Consider the following 18,140-nt stretch of genomic DNA (forward strand, 5'->3'; position numbering starts at 1 on the left):
TCGTTGATGCATTATTGACAGCAATATAACAAGCCAAATGTATCTTTCTAGGATAATACGTTATAGTTTTGTAACCCTATGATCTGCCGAAGATTCAAATTGATTAAAGCGATACTAAGAACCCTAGTCGTTGTAGGGCTGTTTACCACATCCTCCTCATACGCGGATTCTCTGCCTGAGCGCATAGATCTGTTCGTATCGCTATTTGACTACAAATCGGCGGCGGTCTCCTACGACATTCGCGGCATTCAGAATGATTATCCAACACGTTTGCTGACCCCAGACAGCATGCTGCCGCAAACATCAGCGTATCCATTAAAAGATATCCAGCAACTTTATAGTCTGGCTCAAACCTGTACCGGTAAACTGCCGCTGAACCCGCTGGTAACTGAACCTTTAGTGTTTACACGTGCCATATGTAAAGGTACCCAACTGCCGATGCGTTGGTTTGCAAGAAGTGCGTTGATCCATCCAGGCGGAGGCACTTATGCTTCACGATATGCTGAGATGCACCCGGACAAACTGAATGAGTTGCAGCAATACATGCATATTCAGGAACGCCCGAAAGCAGCGAAAGATTCATTGTTAGGCCGCTTGCAAAGTATGAATGAAGATACCATGACCGCGTTAATCGCTGGCGCGGTAATGTTTGGTGACGATACGGAACTTTGGCTGAGAAAAGGGGACGAATATTACGTTTTCGACGAAGAGACTTGGAACCGTAACGCAAGCAAAGCGGGGCTTTCCTACAGTATCGCAACCTCAGAAAGCACCTGTTTCGTACAGCGTGGTAACATTTGTTGGGATATAGAAGACCATTCTGACTTGCTGCGTATCAGCATGGTTGCCCTAGTCATTGCCAACATACTCTTGGTACTTGGCTGGTCAATTTATCGTTGGAATTCAAAGCGTCAGGAAATGAAGAGCCGAATGCTCATCCTGCAAATTCTGACTCATGAGCTGCGTACACCGATCGCAAGTCTCTCATTGACCGTAGAAGGATTTCGTCGCGAATTTGAACATTTGCCTGAGTCTGTATACGATGAGTTCCGTAGACTGTGTGAAGATTCACGCCGATTACGTCAATTAGCGGAAGCAAGCAAAGATTATTTGCAATCCGATAACAAACCTCTTGCAACAGACTGGGTTCCGTCGGTTGAAGAGTGGTTAAGATACAAAGTTGAAGAAGAGTTCGTAGATCCCGTAGAACTTAAAATAGACAAAGACATAGCGGCCAAACTCAATGTCTACTGGCTAGGAACCTGTGTAGATAATTTAATACGCAACGCGGTGAAATACGGCGTTGCTCCAGTGACACTAGAAGTAACAACAAAATCTAACGCTGTCACAATTAAGGTTACGGACCAAGGAACGCTTACAAACAAGGATTGGCGTCATTTACGCAAGCCATTTGTCAGTAAAAGTGGCTTAGGACTTGGCTTAACTATAGTAGAATCGATGGTCGGAAGAATGGGGGGAACAATGACCCTTGTTGGACCGCCGACCACTTTTATATTGGAGATACCCTGTGAAACAGACATTGCTTCTCGTTGAAGATGATAAAAACCTAGCTGACGGACTTCTGGTTAGTTTGGAGCAAGCAGGATATGACTGTTTACATGCAGAAACGATTGCTGGTGTAAAGCAATACTGGGAGAAAGCGGATTTAGTGATTCTGGACCGCCAGCTACCTGATGGTGATTCAGTACAGCACTTGGCTGATTGGAAAAAACTGAAAGATGTCCCTGTGATTCTTTTGACTGCATTGGTGACGGTTAAAGATAAAGTAACAGGTCTGGACGCAGGTGCGAATGATTACCTGACTAAACCTTTTGCCGAAGCAGAACTCTTTGCACGCGTGCGCGCTCAGCTTCGTTCGCCTGAAAATGAAGATCAGGACGACAGCAAAGTGGTCACCGAGAACCTGACGATTGATAAAGCAACACGTGAAGTCTATTTCAACGGCGAATCGGTAACACTAACTCGTACTGAATTCGATCTATTGCTGTTTTTGGCAAGCAATTTAGGCCGTGTATTTACCCGTGACGAGCTGCTGGACCACGTTTGGGGTTACAACCATTTCCCAACAACCCGTACTGTAGATACTCACGTACTTCAGTTGCGCCAAAAGTTGCCCGGTCTGGAAATCGAAACCCTACGTGGTGTCGGTTATAAGATGAAAGCGTAACGAATGCGGAAATCAGCATTGTTAATGGGCACGCTATTATGCGTGCCCTTATCTACACAAGCGGTCGAATGGTTTGAGAAAAACACGCCATTAACCCAAGCACACCAACATTTGCTCAACAACGACTTGGAAAGCATGTTCGCTTCCTTAGTTGAGGTGTGGCAGTTGGAGCACAACAAAAGCATAACTGCACATCTGAACGATCTGTTAGTTCAGTCACTGACTGTCGATTGTGGAAAAGGACTCGATTCCAAACCTTTCCCAGAGTGGATTAAGTCTGTTCTTATTCGTCGGGTCGACATACAAAGCCCTGGTCGAGACGCCTATCAGGTAATTATTGACGCGAAAACCAAAAAGAATATTTCTGACATTCGACTCACTCAGTGGGTAGATAAACCGTTATCCACAGACAGTACGCTCACCAAAACCGATAGTGACAACGTCACTAGCTCAACCATTTCCTATCTTAAACGTTACAACTTGAATACTAAGCTAAGTATGGGCTTGTACCGACTGGATATTACGGCGAGTGATCAAGAATCCTGGAGCGCGTGGATTATATTTGGTGAACCCAAAGCGAAGCAAACTGTTCGCTGGGCATCCAAAGATCAGTGGATTGTGGAGAAAAATGCACTCCTAAATCGATTCTGTCCACTACCAAAACTTGGCGTGTCGGTCTTTGATTACGTAGACGGCAAATATAAGGAAATTTGGAGCCAGAGTTACGAATCGGATTACCCGACATCGCTAGGGCTAAATAATTTGCCGTCCGATCGCTATGTATTGGCAATCTCGATGACCCATCAACGTTGGCAAGGGCCAATCACCATTGAGCAATCTCAAGTTATCAGCAAAACATATGACGTTTCGCTAGAGGAATAACTAAAGATAATGGACAATATGCCGTTATAAAACGAAACGGAACTTACGGTTTATATCGGCATGAATAATAAAATCAAACTTCTCGCACTGTCTGTCGCATTGGCAGCACCAAGTGCTTTCGCAGCCAACTACGCCGTCGAAGCTCGCGGTGATGCAATGGGTGGTGTTGGTGTCGTATCAGCAAACTATCTGACAGCTCCTTTCTACAACCCAGCGATTGTTGCAATATACCGCCGCAATGACGATGCCGGTATGATCCTGCCAAGTATCGGTGGTTCGTATAATGACCCAGATAAAATGGTCGACGGCCTTGATCAGATCTCAAGCATTCTCGATAGCAATGACGTTTCTCGAGTCGACGAACTACAGAGTGCAATGAATGACGTCAGTGGCGATGTTCTAAGCGCACATCTTGGTGGCGTGGTGGCATTTGGTATTCCAAACCAATATCTGGCCATGAACATCTTTGGTAAGGCTTACACTGAATCATTTGCAACCACCAATATTGCCGATAGTTGCCCAAGTTATAGCGAAGGCTCCGACGAGTGTACGTTCGAAAAAGCCCAGAACAGTACCGTTAATGCGGTATCTGTCGCTGTGACCGAAGTAGGGATTTCATTAGCCAAATATCAAACCTTTATGGGACAGCATCTTTCGTTTGGTATCAGCCCGAAATTGCAACGTATCTACACATACGTGTATGAAGCCAGCATCAGCGATTATGACTTTAAAGATCTTCGCGAAAACAGCACGGGCGAAACAACGTTCAATATTGATGCTGGTGCCTTGTGGTTCTATGGCCCATTTCGAATCGGTTTTGCAGCAACCAACTTGATCAGTCGAGACATTGAAACCAAAACCGTAGCGTCAAAAGTTTCAGGCAATCCCAATCTGCAGTACTCCTATCAGATTCGTCCACAGTACACAGTTGGTGCCGGTTTGGTTGCCGACTATGTCACTCTGAGCGTGGACTACGATCTCAACGAAGACGAGCGTTACAAAAATTTTGCTGACAACACGCAAATGATTCGTGTCGGTGGTGAAATTGATTTACTACGCCAGCTAAAACTGCGTGCTGGTTATTACAAAAATCTGGCCTACAGCGGTAGTGAAGGGACGGTAACGGCTGGTGTGGGTATTTCGCCACTCAACCTATTCCAATTAGACATTGGCGCAAGTTACACCAATGAACAAGCAATGGGTGCTTACGTAAACTTCCTTGCGAGTTATTAAGCGAAACACTATAGTTGGGCTCCTTAAAAGGAGCCTTTTTTATGTTTGACGATATACCAACTCTTTCTCACGCCGAACAGCAGGCGGCAGTAGAAAAGATTCAGGCGCTTATGGCGCAAGGAATCAGCACTGCAGAAGCAATAAAAATCGTTGCTCAAGAAATAAGACAACAACAAACAGAGCAACAAACCAAAGAATAGGGCACGTAAGTGCTCTTTTTTTTGCCTTTCATTTAGACTTACAAGTCACGCTTCAAATCAATAATTCCACCAAAAACACCAAGAAACCAAAATAAATCAATTTATAACAATCACTTACGACAGGATAAAGTCCTAATACAAGGGTTAGTTTTCACTATTTTGTAATTTTATTACACATCAAATTACACTCAAAATAAAAGCCAGTTTATTATCCTAATGCGTTACGGTGTGATTACTCACTGTCGTCATATCCACCGTAGTAACAATCATTGAATTAAACATGGAAGAAATGACAATCGATCCAACCGCCAATCGAAAGGTATCGCATCAAGATTTGATTTGGTCGCTAATGACAAGCGCAATACAGCATAAAACACACCAGGTGACAACGTCACTTGATTAAGATTCGTGTGCTTATCGCGCAGATGGAGAAGGCTTGAAACATGGTGAGTGCTTCTGTCTTAATTTGATGGCGCGTGAATGGCAACGGAGAAAGATTTCAAGTGTCATTCAGTATTTGGAATTTGGATGTGGTTAAAAACGCGCGTTTAGGCATGACTGGCAGCGGACAAAACGCGGTTTAAACCGGAGTAATTTCTCTGTCATCGATTGAACAGTCAGCGAACGTCGAACCATAGAGTTAGTTACTTGGAATGCTCAACGCCATGATGAAGCATGTGGCAACTCGCATCACGGACGAACATTATTTGCACACAGCATGAAAGTGTAGCGACGAAATGATCAAGCAGTAAAACCGTAGAGAAATGCGACAGCAGATTAACAAACACTTTGGTGGAAACGAGCAGTTTTGCGCTGTATGCGACCGAGGTTAAAGCGTCACCATTTCAGTGCGCATTATTATGGTTTATGTAAAATCAATTTCATTCCTGAATGAATAACCAATACGCAACGAGTAGGCATCTTTTAAGTTCATCACAAATTACTAATATAGTGAAAATGCCTAACTTGCTGTTTATTGTCTGTTGTGAGAACGAAAACAGCTTTCCGAATTTTAAGAATTTGCTTGGCGACCATAGCGTTTTGGACCCACCTGATTCCATTCCGAACTCAGAAGTGAAACGAAACAGCGTCGATGGTAGTGTGGGGTTTCCCCATGTGAGAGTAGAACATCGCCAGGCTTTAATATCGTTTTCAGATATCCATCTAAATTGAATAGTCTGAGAGCACAGCTAAATATCCAGCATCGTAAGTATAAGACTCGATTTTTAGTGACAATTTGTGGAGAGATGGCTGAGTGGTTGAAAGCACCGGTCTTGAAAACCGGCGTACGTTAATAGCGTACCTAGGGTTCAAATCCCTATCTCTCCGCCACTATTAAAAAACCCGCTGAGCAATCAGCGGGTTTTTTGCTATTTGTCCTGATGAAAATACATTGTAAAAAAGCCGCGGTGATGGCGGCTAGAACGTTCAGTCAACGATACTGCGTTTGGATGACACCACTCGCCACAACGCTCTGACCAACGGATCATCGAGCTGTGAACGCTTACAGCACACTCCGAGTTTGAATGGCTTGATCGGTGAAAAGGAGAGGCGTTGTACTTTCTCTCGCACTGGGCTGTTGTTGATCACCACATCCGGCGCAATTCCGACGCCACATCCCAGAGCGACCATACTGACGATCGCTTCATGGCCCGCGATCTGTGCATAGATGCTGGGCTTAATCTTCATCTTTTTAAACCAAGCGTTGGCGCGGTCCCGCGCGGTCCCGGCTTCAGGAACAATAAAGGGTACTTGCGTCCAGTCTGGGTGCTCTTTTTGTATTTCTTCGACAAAGCTACTGATACCAATAGGCGCGATCACCGACAATGGGATTTCGCTGATCGTTTCAAATTCAACTCGGGATGGCAGACTTTCTGGCATCGCGGAAATCGCAATGTCCGCTTCGTCGTTAAGAATTTTATCGATCGCTTGTGCTGGATCGCCAGTCAGCAGTTTGAATTCAATATAAGGGTGTTTGAGGCGAAAAGCATTGAGCAGTTCAGGTAAGTGGCTGTAGCTGGCGGTGACGGAACAGAACAGACGAATCTCTCCTTTTAGCTCTGCTTCCTGATCGTTGAGTTGCGACTGAAACTGGCGCCACTCATTGATCATGCGCATCGCGACTGGTAGTAACTTGCTGCCCGCTGGTGTCAGCTCGACGCTGCGGTTGTCGCGGACAAACAGGACGTGACCAATCTCTTCTTCCAGTTTCTGTACCTGGCGACTGAGCGCCGAGGGACTGACGTGCATCGCAGTGGCGGTTTTGCTGAAATTCATACTGTCGCAAAGGTGGAGAAACAGTTGTAAGGTTTTAATGTTCATGTGCACTCGCATGTTGCATTAATTGCAATAACTAATTGTGAATATATCACTTTAAGCAACTTGCTGTCTGTTTTAGTATGAATTCATTCGGTGCAGAGCCACCGACCTGATGGAATAACGATAAAGGAGCACCCTCATGGCTAACTATTTCAATACGCTAAACCTGCGCGAGCAATTAGACCAACTTGGCCGCTGCCGCTTTATGGCACGTGAAGAATTTGCAACAGAAGCAGATTACCTCAAAGGCAAGAAAGTCGTCATCGTAGGTTGTGGTGCTCAAGGCCTGAACCAAGGTCTGAACATGCGTGACTCTGGTCTGGATGTTTCTTATGCTCTGCGCCAAGCAGCCATCGATGAAAAGCGTCAGTCCTACAAGAACGCCAAAGACAACGGTTTTGTGGTTGGCAGCTATGAAGATCTGATCCCACAAGCTGACCTGGTGGTTAACCTGACTCCGGATAAACAGCACTCAAACGTTGTAGAGACGGTTATGCCTCTGATGAAAGAAGGCGCTGCTCTGGGTTACTCACACGGCTTCAACATTGTTGAAGAAGGCATGCAAATTCGTAAAGACCTGACCGTGGTTATGGTGGCACCTAAATGTCCGGGTACTGAGGTTCGTGAAGAGTACAAACGTGGCTTTGGTGTTCCGACACTGATTGCGGTTCACCCAGAAAACGATCCAAAAGGTGAAGGTTGGGACATCGCGAAAGCATGGGCTGCGGCGACGGGTGGTCACCGTGCTGGCTGTCTGGAATCGTCTTTCGTGGCGGAAGTGAAATCTGACCTGATGGGTGAACAGACTATCCTGTGTGGCATGCTGCAAGCGGGTTCTATCGTATGTTACGAGAAAATGATTGCTGACGGTATCGAACCAGGTTACGCAGGTAAACTGCTGCAGTTTGGTTGGGAAACCGTAACTGAAGCGCTGAAGTTCGGCGGCATCACGCACATGATGGATCGCCTGTCTAACCCAGCGAAAATTAAAGCGTTTGAACTGTCTGAGGAGCTGAAAGATCTGCTGCGTCCTCTGTATAACAAACACATGGATGACATCATCTCTGGTCACTTCTCCAGCACGATGATGGCAGACTGGGCGAACGATGACGTGAACCTACTGGGCTGGCGTGCAGAAACGGCGGAAACGGCGTTTGAAAACTACCCGGCAACGGATGTGAAGATTGCTGAACAAGAATACTTTGATAACGGCATTCTGATGATCGCGATGGTTCGCGCTGGGGTTGAACTGGCATTTGAAGCAATGACCGCATCAGGCATCATTGACGAGTCTGCGTACTATGAATCACTGCATGAACTGCCGCTGATCGCTAATACCATCGCTCGTAAGCGTTTGTACGAAATGAACGTGGTTATCTCTGATACTGCTGAGTACGGTAACTACCTATTCGCTAACGTAGCGACTCCGCTACTGCGCGAAAAATTCATGCCGAACGTGGGTACTGACGTGATTGGTAAAGGTCTGGGCGAAACATCTAATCAGGTGGACAATGCCACTCTGATCGAAGTGAACAGCATCATCCGTAATCACCCAGTGGAATACATCGGTGAAGAACTGCGTGGCTACATGAAAGACATGAAGCGCATCGCGGTAGGTGATTAATCACTCGGCTTAAAAGAATTACAAAAGCAAACACAACAACATAAAAAAGAAAAAGGGCTTAGTCGCAAGACTAAGCCCTTTATATATTCAATCAACCACCCGCAAAGCAGGGGGCGCTGCTTATTTGTCAGCCAGTTTCGCTTCAAGCTCCGCCAGTTTGGCTTCCATCTCGGTTAGCTTCTGGCGCGTACGCAGCAGAACTTGAGTCTGCACATCGAACTCTTCGCGGCTGACCACGTCCAGTTTGTTCAGTTGTCCCTGAATAACCTGACGTACTTTCTGTTCCACATCCGCCCCCAGGTCTTTCACTGGCTGAGGCATAGATTCGTGAATCTGTTTGGCAATTTGCTCAAGTTTCTTTGGATCAAACATTCGTTCTTCACTCCTATATTTATTCCGCTCATTCTATGCAATTCACCGTGCAATGTCGTTAATTGCGACAATAAAAAAGGCCACCGAAGTGACCTTTTGTGAGTCAGAAACTCTTTATTGGTTTACTTATTCTCAGCCAATTGGCGGTGCGCTGCTTTGGCTTCATCGACACGGGCCAGCTTCTCCAGGTCTTTGTCTTCGACAAACACCGGCAGTGGCTTGTGTTTTTCAGCCAGATAGCTGTAAATCACGGGCAGTACGAACAACGTAAAGATCGTACCGATCGCCAGACCAGCGACGATAACGATACCAATACTGAAGCGCTGCGCCGCACCTGCACCAGTGGCGTACATCAACGGGATCAGACCAGCAATCATCGCGGCTGTGGTCATCAGAATCGGACGCAAACGCACTTTCGCAGCGGCCATTACGGCATCAATGCGGCTGAGCTTATTGTGTAACTGCTCTTCTTTGGCCACTTCGCAGATCAGAATACCGTGTTTAGTGATCAGGCCGACCAGAGTAATCAAACCGACTTGTGAGTAGATGTTCATCGTCGCCATGCCCCAAGCCAGCGCGATCAACGCGCCACAGATGGCGAGTGGTACCGACACCATGATCACGATTGGGTCTTTAAGAGATTCAAACTGAATCGCCAGAACCAGGAAGATGATCGCCAGTGCCAGACCAAACGTCGCGTACAGCGCGCTGCCTTCGGTCACGTACTGACGAGCTTCGCCCATGTAGTCGTGGTTGTAGCCTTTCGGCAGTTTGGTCTCAGCGATGTTTTCAAACCAGTTGATAGCATCACCCATGGCTGTACCCGGTGAAGGCACGGCACCCACTGTCGCCGAGTTCAGCTGGTTGAAGTGTGGCAGTGCGCGTGGCTCTGCAATCACGTCAATGCTGATCAGGCTGCCCAGAGGGACGGCTTTACCATCGGCGCCGCGAACATAGTAGTTGTTCATCGATTCCGGGTTCAGACGCCATTTACGCTCGACCTGTGGGATCACTTCGTACGAGCGACCGTTCAGGTCGATACGGTTGACGTAACCGTCCGCCATCATAGTTCCCAACGTGACACCGATATCCTGCATGGTGACGCCATACGCACCCGCTTTGTCTTTATCGATGTTGATTTTCATCGTTGCGGAATCGTAGTTCAGGTCCAGGTTCGAATACACGAACAGTGGGCTACTCTGCACTTCGGTCAGCACGTCGGTCGCAATGGTAAACAGGCTCTCAAACGCATTCGGAGTGGTAATGACAAACTGGATTGGCAGACCCGAACCCGCACCTGGCAATTCAGGCATCTGGAATGCGGTTACGGCCATACCCGGAATGTCTTTCACCAAGTTACCCACGCGTGTGGTCACTTCTGCCTGGCTTGCTTCACGCTGGCTCCAAGGGACCATCGAAGCGATACCAAATGCCTGGTTGGAATCCGGCACCCCGGTAAAGACCTGCGCAAATTGCACTTCTGGCTGATCGGACAGAATCTTGTTCACGTCCGCCATGGTGTTAGACAGGTAATCCAGGTTCGCGTTAGAAGGACCGGTACCGAGCAGCATGACCACGCCTTTATCTTCCGACGGTGCCAGTTCACTTGGGATGAACTTGAACAGTACCGGCAGGCTGCCAAATACGATGATTGCAAACGCAATCACCACCGGACGATGTTGCATTACCGCGCCAAGCATTTTCTCGTAACGGTTGGTCATCTTATCCAGTACATGGTGTACTTTCTGTTCAAAGCGATTGGGTTTTTCATTCGCTTTGAGCATTTTTGAACACATCATTGGCGACAGAGTCAGGGCGATGATACCGGACACAAACACCGAACCTGCCAGCGTGAGGGCAAACTCTTTAAACAGCGAGCCGGTAATACCGCCCATCAGCGCGATTGGCGCGTATACCGCACCCAGCGTCAGCGTCATCGCGATAACCGGAACGGCGATTTCACGCGTACCAATGATGGCGGCACGGAACGGTGATTCGCCCTCTTTAATATGGCGGTCAACGTTTTCCAGTACCACGATCGCATCATCCACCACCAGACCGATGGCGAGTACCATTGCCAGCAGCGTCATCAGGTTCCAGGAGAAACCCATTGCCTGCATCACCATCGCGACACCAATCAGCGACAGCGGAATGGTGACGATAGGAATGATAACGGCGCGGAACGAACCAAGGAACAGCGTGATCACCACCAGTACGATCACGGCCGCTTCGACGATGGTTTTGATGACCTCGTGAATCGATTCGTTGATCGCTACCGTCGAGTCATACATCACGTTCATCGAGATGTTGCTTGGCATGTTGCGTTTCAGTTCCGGCAAAATGTCGAGCACATCTTTCGCGATGTTGATCGGGTTAGCACTTGGTGCGGCGTTAATCGCTGCAACCACCGCTTCCTGACCGTTCGCACTCGCGCGGTAGGTATCGTGGCTCTTGGCCAGAGTTACGTTGGCGATGTCGCTCAGGCGAGTGACACTGCCATTTTCGTTTTTCACCACCAGATTTTTCAGTTCATCGACGTTCGATACCTGAGTATCCGCGCTGCCGTTAAACAGCACGAATTCGCCTACCGCCTGACCGGTGGCCGATTGGTAGTTGTTCGCGCTCAGTACGCCCATGACATCGGTGGCCGTCAGGTTGAAAGCCGCCATCTTGGCCGGATCCAGCCACACGCGCAGGGCGTATTTCATCCCACCGTACAGGTCGATGCTGGAAATGCCGTTAATCGAGTACAACTGAGGGTTGATCACGCGTTGCAGGTAATCGGTGATCTGGCTTGAGTCCAGTTCATGACTGGTAAAACCGATGTAGAGTACCGCCGTTGTGGAACCGGTCGACATCGTCACCGTCGGGTCTTCCGCTTCTTTTGGAAGCTGAGAGCGCACCGAGTTGGTTTTGGCCAATACATCCGACAACGCCGCATTCGGATCGGTGTTGAGTTTCATGTTGACCGTGATCTTCGAAGTACCCAAAACCGACTGCGATGTCATGTAGTCGATATTGTCCGCCTGAGCAACCGCCTGTTCCAACGGCTGGGTAATAAAGCCTTGAATCAGGTCGGCACTCGCACCGTAGTAGCTGGTGCTGACGGTGATCACCGTATTGGTCATTTCCGGATATTCACTGACCTGCATTTTGAACACGGCCTGCAAACCAAGCAGGGCGATCAAAAAGCTGATCGAAACCGCGAGTACCGGACGTTTAATAAAAACATCAGTAAAGCGCATACGTCCTCCGCTTACAGCATTGGGGTTTCAGCAGGTGGCGTAGTGGCATCACTTTCCACAATGCGAACTTTCGCGCCATTACTTAAACGAACCTGACCAGAGGTCACGACCATATCACCCGGTTTTACACCTTCAAGAATGTGGGCGATATCCTCAGTGCGTTCACCGACTTTCACCACGTGCTGTTGCACGCGTTGCACACCCTCTTCTTCAGTGACAATAAACACATTGTTACCGTAGAGAGTAAAGGTGATGGCGGTTTGTGGCAGAGTGACCTGGTTGTCCAGTTTCGGCAGAATGATGTTGGCACGCGCGAACATACCGCTGCGCAGTTTACCGTCGCTGTTCGGAATGTCGGCTTGAACCTGAATCAGACCACTTTGCACGCTGACTGCTGGCTCAATCGCGGTGATCGAACCGCGGAATGTGGTTTGCGGGTAAGCATCCACGGCGATGTCGACTTCCTGACCGATGGAAATGCGCGAGATATCTGTTTGTGGCACGGTAAAACGCAAACGCATGACGCTGGTATCTTCCAGGCGCACAATGTCTGTGCCCGGTTGCAGGTACTGACCCAGATACACATTACGAATACCCACTACGCCCGCAAATGGTGCTTTGATTTCACGACGCGCAATCGAGGCTTTCAGGCTCTCAATGTCTGCAGACAGTGAGTAGTAGTTTGCTTCGGCTTCATCGAAAGATTCTTTAGAAATTGAGCCTTTAGTATACAAACCTTTATAACGCTCATATTTGGCTTTGGCGGCCGGCAAACGAGCTTGTGAGCTTTTCAGGTTGGCTTTTTCCACTTCTGAATCCAGCAGCACCAGCGGCTGATCCTGCTGAACTTGCGCGCCTGATTCGAAAGCAATTTTATCGATCACGCCGCTGGTTTCAGTCGTCAGGGTGACGCCTTGATTAGGCTCGATAAAGCCGATCGCTTCAATGACCGGAACCCAGTCCACGGGCTTCACTTCGGTTACCGTCACGGGAAATTCCGCTTCCGGACGATTAGCCATGTATTCAGCAATTTTCTTTTGCTTAAACAGATTGAAACCTATCACGCTGCCAAACAGCAGAATCACGATAAGTATCATGAAGAATGTCCACTTTTTCATTCTCGTGAGAACCCCAAATTAGTGTTGAATGATTGCGTCCCAGCTGGCTTCAATGACGGCTTGCAGTTGGTCATTGTCCAGTTGATACAGCCCCGACACATGTTTTTGTGCCAGAACGACAGTCGTTTCAAAACTTAACGCCGCCAGAATTTGATTATCCAGTGGTTTGAATAAGCCTTGATTTTTACCTTGGTCAAACAGCAAATCGACTTTGGTAAACATTTTCCTCTCAAGTTCCCTGGTATTGCAACCCGTTGTTGTGGGTAGTGATTCATATTGAAGTCGGTTGCAAATCAGATCGCCGTCGGAACTAGCCAAGCTCCAGATGTTCAGCCACATGGTACGAAAGCGCTGTTTCAGCGGCATGTCATCACTGACATTCGCCTGCACAGCCTCCGCAATACGGCGGCTGACATGTAAACGCACTTCCAGGAGCAGATGTTCCTTATCATCAAAGTAGCGATACAACGTTCCCGCTGCGACCCCGGCTTTCTGGGCCAGTTTGTGCATCGATAAACCGCGAAACCCCAGTTCTGCAATCAAGGTTTCCGCTGATTCAATGATCGCCAGACGTTTGTCAGCTTGTTGATCGGGCACAGAAAAACTCCGCGGTGAATGAACGTTCACACATTATAGCTTATAACGTAGGCATTTTTGCAACACACTTGTGCAGTAAAAATGTAAATAATGATTTTTCTTTGGGTGGAAAGCGGCGCCAACGGGCATTATCATTAGCGCCTTGAATACACAGACCAGAGAGCAATATGAAGCTGAATCCAAGACAAGATGAAGCCGTGAAATACGTATCCGGCCCGTGCCTGGTACTGGCGGGTGCTGGCTCGGGTAAAACCCGGGTGATCACCAATAAAATTGCCTATTTGGTTCAGCAATGCGGCTACAAAGCGCGCAATATTGCCGCGGTAACATTTACCAATAAAGCGGCCCGTGAAATGAAAGAGCGGGTGGGGCAGACATTGGGTAAAGCCGAATCCCGTGGTCTGATGGTGTCAACGTTTCACACGCTGGGGTTGAACATCATTCGCCGTGAATACAAACAGCTGGGCTTGAAAGCCGGCTTCTCGTTGTTTGACGATCAAGACCAGTTGGCGCTGCTTAAAGAGCTGACGGAAAAACAGCTTGATGGCGACAAAGATTTGCTGCGCCAACTGACGAGCACCATCTCGAATTGGAAGAACGACATGCTGTCGCCCGATCAGGCCAAAGCTCAGGCACTGGGTGAACAGCAGCAGCTATTCGCGTTCTGCTATGAAATGTATCAAAAACAGATGCAGGCTTATAATGCGCTGGATTTTGACGATTTGATTTTGATGCCTGTACTCCTGCTGCGCGCCAATGAAGAGGTGCGTCAGCGTTGGCGCAATCGCATTCGCTATTTGCTGGTGGATGAATATCAGGATACCAACTCCAGCCAGTATGAACTGGTGAAACTGTTGGTGGGTGAGCGTGGCCGTTTGACGGTGGTGGGCGATGATGACCAATCGATTTACTCCTGGCGTGGCGCGAAACCGCAGAACTTGGTGTTGCTCGGTCAGGATTTTCCGAATTTACGCTTAATCAAGCTGGAGCAGAACTACCGTTCAACCAGTCGTATTCTGCGTGCCGCGAACATTCTGATTGCCAACAACCCGCACGTGTACGACAAGTCGCTGTTTTCCGAGATCCCGGATGGCGAAAAACTCAAAGTGATCCTGGCCAACAACGAAGATCATGAGGCGGAAAAAGTCACTGCTGAGATCATCGCGCACAAGTTCCTGAATCGTACTGAGTATCGTGACTACGCCATTTTGTACCGTGGTAACCACCAGTCACGTCTGATTGAGAAATCCTTGATGCAGAACCGGGTGCCTTACAAGCTCTCCGGCGGAACATCGTTTTTTGCGCGCGCAGAAATCAAAGACATCATGGCTTACCTGCGGGTGCTGGTGAATCCGGATGACGACAATGCGTTTCTGCGTATCGTCAATACGCCGCGTCGGGAAATCGGTCCGGCGACACTGGAAAAGCTCGGCAGTTATGCCAACATGCGTGGCAAAAGCTTGTTTGAGTGCAGTTTTGAGTTGGGCTTGGAACAGCACCTTTCCGGCCGTGGTTTGGAGAATTTGCGCCGCTTTACTCAATGGCTGGTCGCCATTGCTGACAATGCCGAACGGGGTAATACCGTGGACGCGGTACGCTCATTGGTGCGTGACATCAATTACGAAGACTGGTTGTATGAAACCTCGTCCAGCGCTAAAGCGGCAGAGATGCGGATGAAAAACGTCTCTGACCTGTATTCGTGGATCGTGTCGGATTTGGAAGGCGATAACTATGACCAGGAAGAGAAAACCCTCAAAGAGGTGGTACAGCGCCTGACATTGCGCGACATGATGGAACGTGGCGAAGAAGATGATGATAGTGATGCGGTACAACTGATGACGCTGCATGCATCCAAAGGTCTGGAGTTTCCTTACGTGTACCTGATTGGGGCGGAAGAGGGCATCTTGCCCCATCAAACCAGCATTGATGAAGACAACGTTGAGGAAGAGCGCCGTCTGATGTACGTAGGCATCACTCGCGCCCAGCGTGAACTGACTTTTATTATGTGTAAAGAGCGTCGCCAGTTTGGTGAGTTACTCAAGCCGACACAAAGCCGCTTTTTGGACGAGCTGCCGTATGATGATGTGGAGTGGGAAATAAAGAAAAAGCCGCTTTCACAGGAAGAGCGTATGGCCAAAGGTCAGGCTCACATTGCCAACATTCGGGCGATGTTCAAGAAATAGCGCCCAATAAAAAAGGCCTGGGATTCCCAAGCCTTTTTTGTGTCCGGTTTGCTTACAAGCCTTCAATCATATGCTCAATGGCTGCAACGATTTCATCGTCTGAACAATCCATACAGGTGCCTTTTGGTGGCATTGCGTTAAAGCCATTCAGAGCATGGTTTTTCAGAACATCTTTACCTTGGGCGATACGAGGGCCCCAATCGGCTGCATTACCCGCTTTCGGTGCACCGTTTACTCCAGATGCGTGACAGGCGATACAAAATGTGCCGTAAACTTTAGCGCCATCACGTGGTCCGGTTGGTTCAGCCACAACCGGCTCGCTACCGGCCAGATACACATCACCAACCGGTTTGATGCGCTCGGCAATAGCGTCGTAATCGGCTTGGCTGGTGGCAAAAGCTGCAGTAGAAAAGGTTAGTGCAGCGAACAATACGCTTAAGACTGATCGAGACATATCCATTAAACTCACTTTACATTCCAAAGGTAAGTGCTGCTTACCCAATTATTATTTAGTGTAGGGCGATTTAAATAGCGATCAAGGCTGTTAAATCAATGTAAATATTGGGTGATTATATCCCGATAACTTGTTGCAATAAACAACAAGTTGCGATCTTCAGGGGCTTAGTCACATCCTTTGTGTGGGGTTATTGGCAAGTAACTGACGAAAAAGACGTCAAACGATAAAAAAAGTTGAAAAAGTACTAGACGGCCTAGGGGGATATACGTATTATTCCACTCCGCCGATAGGGCATGCGCCCGTAGCTCAGCTGGATAGAGCGTTGGCCTCCGGAGCCAAAGGTCGAAGGTTCGAATCCTTTCGGGCGCGCCATTTCCCGGAGGAATTATCGGTAAAATTTATAGTGGTGGCTATAGCTCAGTTGGTAGAGTCCCGGATTGTGATTCCGGTTGTCGCGGGTTCGAATCCCGTTAGCCACCCCATTCGTCGGTGAATAGCGCAGTTTGGTAGCGCATCTGGTTTGGGACCAGAGGGTCGGGGGTTCGAATCCCTCTTCACCGACCACTATTTAATAGTTAGGCTTTGATAGCGTGACTAGTTCGGCAAACAGCCGGTTACACAAATTGATGGTGGCTATAGCTCAGTTGGTAGAGTCCCGGATTGTGATTCCGGTTGTCGCGGGTTCGAATCCCGTTAGCCACCCCATTCTTTTCTAAAGAATAAAAGCTCGGTGAATAGCGCAGTTTGGTAGCGCATCTGGTTTGGGACCAGAGGGTCGGGGGTTCGAATCCCTCTTCACCGACCACCATTCAAAGCCTCGTCAGAAATGACGGGGCTTTTTTGCATTGATGGTTTGGGAGCTGAGTTCGCTTTCATCACACTCAGGTCGTGGGCTGGAGCGCCAGTCCGATCGAATGCCCCTTCACCAGCTACCATTTAAGGCTTCGTTAGACATGACGTTTTTTGCACTTGTGGTTTGGATTCTGGGCTCGGCTTCATCGCATTTTGGACACGTTTTGGAATGTCTGCCGTCTTCTTCTTCTTCTTCTTCTTCACGGATTCGCATATCACGTTTTATTTCGCTTCGTGCGCGCTCCCGGTGCTTGCCGCGGATCGCCAGCTTGGACTGGGTCGCGATAGCGTTCACTCACTATATGTCATGCAGTGAAAAGGTTTTCCTCATCGTGATGGTTTGTATCATTAATGGTTGCTCGGAATCCGGCGGATAAGAGTAATTCTGCTGTATAAACTCAGCCCTTCAGTGGTTAGTTTTTGTCTAGTCATTAAAAGTTGCTGATTATGTGGCTTATTTAACACTTTCTGTTTTTATGCGTTTTGCGTTCAAAAAACGCATCTAAGCTCAAATTGGATATTTTGTGCGAAGTGGCGGTGAAATTTTCTTTCTGGCGGTGATTTCCCTGCTTTTTAATGAGATTAAGCGACCGATAATCATGCTGTTTATGTTTTTATAACTAGATTCAAACACTGGGTTTTGTTTTTAATGCAGTGTTGTTTGGCTTAAGTAATGGTTTTCACTCGGTACTTGTTTCTTTAATGTTAAATGTGGTGTGTCGGACGATTGTGCAGAAATATGCGCGGATGCTGGTTTACAAAATTTTTGTTTTTAACCAGAAAATAGAGTTTAAATCTATATGAATCGGTGTGAATTTACGTGCCAGAAAAATGATTCAATAATTTATATATGTAATTTAAATGCATAAA

General features: G+C 47.9%; 13 protein-coding genes, 6 tRNA genes and 1 rRNA gene. 14 read left to right on the forward strand and 6 right to left on the reverse strand.

Annotated features, from left to right (window positions below; translation table 11 throughout):
- Nucleotides 1-78: 78 nt before the first annotated feature.
- The 7 genes from vxrA (at nt 79) to LGV68_RS18275 (ending at nt 5,835) form a co-directional block, all read left to right on the forward strand.
- Nucleotides 79-1,554 (forward strand): sensor histidine kinase VxrA, encoded by a 1,476-nt coding sequence (vxrA, locus tag LGV68_RS18245; protein ID WP_020328562.1) that lies wholly within the window; start codon nt 79-81, stop codon nt 1,552-1,554.
- Entirely contained in the window at nt 1,529-2,188 is a 660-nt protein-coding gene (gene vxrB, locus LGV68_RS18250; RefSeq protein ID WP_020328561.1) for a response regulator transcription factor VxrB, read from the forward strand. The genes vxrA and vxrB overlap by 26 nt, the downstream gene beginning before the upstream one ends.
- Before the next feature lie 24 nt (nt 2,189-2,212).
- A complete protein-coding gene (locus LGV68_RS18255) occupies nt 2,213-3,070 on the forward strand; it encodes a DUF2861 family protein (protein WP_252536785.1) in 858 nt (285 codons plus the stop codon).
- A 60-nt stretch (nt 3,071-3,130) separates the two neighbouring features.
- Nucleotides 3,131-4,303: a conjugal transfer protein TraF gene (locus LGV68_RS18260; RefSeq protein ID WP_158126266.1), complete on the forward strand. Its 1,173-nt coding sequence runs from the start codon at nt 3,131-3,133 to the stop codon at nt 4,301-4,303.
- 41 nt (nt 4,304-4,344) lie between these two features.
- Nucleotides 4,345-4,503, forward strand: a complete 159-nt coding sequence (locus LGV68_RS18265) for a YoaH family protein (protein WP_020328558.1) — start codon at nt 4,345-4,347, stop codon at nt 4,501-4,503.
- A gap of 1,023 nt (nt 4,504-5,526) precedes the next feature.
- A 5S ribosomal RNA gene (gene rrf, locus LGV68_RS18270) occupies nt 5,527-5,642 on the forward strand.
- Between the two features lie 102 nt (nt 5,643-5,744).
- A tRNA-Ser gene (locus tag LGV68_RS18275) sits at nt 5,745-5,835 on the forward strand.
- 96 nt (nt 5,836-5,931) lie between these two features.
- On the opposite strand, the gene ilvY is transcribed toward LGV68_RS18275, so the two are convergent.
- Nucleotides 5,932-6,825: an HTH-type transcriptional activator IlvY gene (gene ilvY / locus LGV68_RS18280; protein ID WP_024374228.1), complete on the reverse strand. Its 894-nt coding sequence runs from the start codon at nt 6,823-6,825 to the stop codon at nt 5,932-5,934.
- A 136-nt stretch (nt 6,826-6,961) separates the two neighbouring features.
- On the opposite strand from ilvY, the gene ilvC reads away from it, so the two are divergent.
- On the forward strand, nt 6,962-8,446 hold the full coding sequence (gene ilvC / locus LGV68_RS18285; RefSeq protein WP_222774337.1) for a ketol-acid reductoisomerase: 1,485 nt from the start codon (nt 6,962-6,964) through the stop codon (nt 8,444-8,446).
- Nucleotides 8,447-8,566: 120 nt separating this feature from the next.
- Here ilvC and LGV68_RS18290 read toward each other — a convergent pair whose 3' ends face one another.
- The 4 genes from LGV68_RS18290 to LGV68_RS18305 all read right to left on the reverse strand — a co-directional run bounded on the left by LGV68_RS18290 (nt 8,567) and on the right by LGV68_RS18305 (nt 13,778).
- Complete coding sequence (locus LGV68_RS18290; protein WP_024374230.1) at nt 8,567-8,818, reverse strand: accessory factor UbiK family protein; 252 nt, start codon at nt 8,816-8,818, stop codon at nt 8,567-8,569.
- Between the two features lie 122 nt (nt 8,819-8,940).
- Complete coding sequence (locus LGV68_RS18295; RefSeq protein WP_020433565.1) at nt 8,941-12,063, reverse strand: multidrug efflux RND transporter permease subunit; 3,123 nt, start codon at nt 12,061-12,063, stop codon at nt 8,941-8,943.
- Nucleotides 12,064-12,074: 11 nt separating this feature from the next.
- A complete protein-coding gene (locus tag LGV68_RS18300; RefSeq protein WP_024374231.1) occupies nt 12,075-13,181 on the reverse strand; it encodes an efflux RND transporter periplasmic adaptor subunit in 1,107 nt (368 codons plus the stop codon).
- An 18-nt stretch (nt 13,182-13,199) separates the two neighbouring features.
- Nucleotides 13,200-13,778: a TetR/AcrR family transcriptional regulator gene (locus LGV68_RS18305; RefSeq protein WP_020433568.1), complete on the reverse strand. Its 579-nt coding sequence runs from the start codon at nt 13,776-13,778 to the stop codon at nt 13,200-13,202.
- Nucleotides 13,779-13,945: 167 nt separating this feature from the next.
- Between LGV68_RS18305 and rep the strand changes: the two genes are divergently transcribed.
- Entirely contained in the window at nt 13,946-15,961 is a 2,016-nt protein-coding gene (rep, locus tag LGV68_RS18310; protein ID WP_024374233.1) for a DNA helicase Rep, read from the forward strand.
- A 52-nt stretch (nt 15,962-16,013) separates the two neighbouring features.
- Here the strand turns inward: rep and LGV68_RS18315 are convergent, their stop codons facing one another.
- Nucleotides 16,014-16,421 (reverse strand): cytochrome c5 family protein, encoded by a 408-nt coding sequence (locus LGV68_RS18315; protein WP_032081990.1) that lies wholly within the window; start codon nt 16,419-16,421, stop codon nt 16,014-16,016.
- A 292-nt stretch (nt 16,422-16,713) separates the two neighbouring features.
- Between LGV68_RS18315 and LGV68_RS18320 the strand changes: the two genes are divergently transcribed.
- From LGV68_RS18320 to LGV68_RS18340, 5 genes are all read left to right on the forward strand, one after another.
- Nucleotides 16,714-16,790: transfer RNA gene (locus LGV68_RS18320), tRNA-Arg, on the forward strand.
- Nucleotides 16,791-16,824: 34 nt separating this feature from the next.
- Nucleotides 16,825-16,900 (forward strand) — tRNA-His (locus tag LGV68_RS18325).
- Nucleotides 16,901-16,905: 5 nt separating this feature from the next.
- Nucleotides 16,906-16,982 (forward strand) — tRNA-Pro (locus LGV68_RS18330).
- A gap of 65 nt (nt 16,983-17,047) precedes the next feature.
- Nucleotides 17,048-17,123 (forward strand) — tRNA-His (locus LGV68_RS18335).
- 23 nt (nt 17,124-17,146) lie between these two features.
- Nucleotides 17,147-17,223: transfer RNA gene (locus LGV68_RS18340), tRNA-Pro, on the forward strand.
- The last annotated feature ends 917 nt before the right edge of the window (nt 17,224-18,140 follow it).

Origin of the sequence: Vibrio sp. LQ2, from assembly GCF_023920125.1 — a bacterium.
GTDB classification, from domain to species: Bacteria; Pseudomonadota; Gammaproteobacteria; order Enterobacterales; family Vibrionaceae; genus Vibrio; species Vibrio fluvialis.

Excerpts from the sequence above, each read along its gene's own strand:
- vxrA (WP_020328562.1), top strand. The coding sequence starts at position 79 with ATGATCTGCCGAAGATTCAAATTGATTAAAGCGATACTAAGAACCCTA.
- LGV68_RS18255 (WP_252536785.1), top strand. The coding sequence starts at position 2,213 with ATGGGCACGCTATTATGCGTGCCCTTATCTACACAAGCGGTCGAATGG.
- LGV68_RS18260 (WP_158126266.1), top strand. The coding sequence starts at position 3,131 with ATGAATAATAAAATCAAACTTCTCGCACTGTCTGTCGCATTGGCAGCA.
- LGV68_RS18265 (WP_020328558.1), top strand. The coding sequence starts at position 4,345 with ATGTTTGACGATATACCAACTCTTTCTCACGCCGAACAGCAGGCGGCA.
- ilvY (WP_024374228.1), bottom strand. The coding sequence starts at position 6,825 with ATGAACATTAAAACCTTACAACTGTTTCTCCACCTTTGCGACAGTATG.
- ilvC (WP_222774337.1), top strand. The coding sequence starts at position 6,962 with ATGGCTAACTATTTCAATACGCTAAACCTGCGCGAGCAATTAGACCAA.
- LGV68_RS18290 (WP_024374230.1), bottom strand. The coding sequence starts at position 8,818 with ATGTTTGATCCAAAGAAACTTGAGCAAATTGCCAAACAGATTCACGAA.
- LGV68_RS18295 (WP_020433565.1), bottom strand. The coding sequence starts at position 12,063 with ATGCGCTTTACTGATGTTTTTATTAAACGTCCGGTACTCGCGGTTTCG.
- LGV68_RS18300 (WP_024374231.1), bottom strand. The coding sequence starts at position 13,181 with ATGAAAAAGTGGACATTCTTCATGATACTTATCGTGATTCTGCTGTTT.
- rep (WP_024374233.1), top strand. The coding sequence starts at position 13,946 with ATGAAGCTGAATCCAAGACAAGATGAAGCCGTGAAATACGTATCCGGC.
- LGV68_RS18315 (WP_032081990.1), bottom strand. The coding sequence starts at position 16,421 with ATGGATATGTCTCGATCAGTCTTAAGCGTATTGTTCGCTGCACTAACC.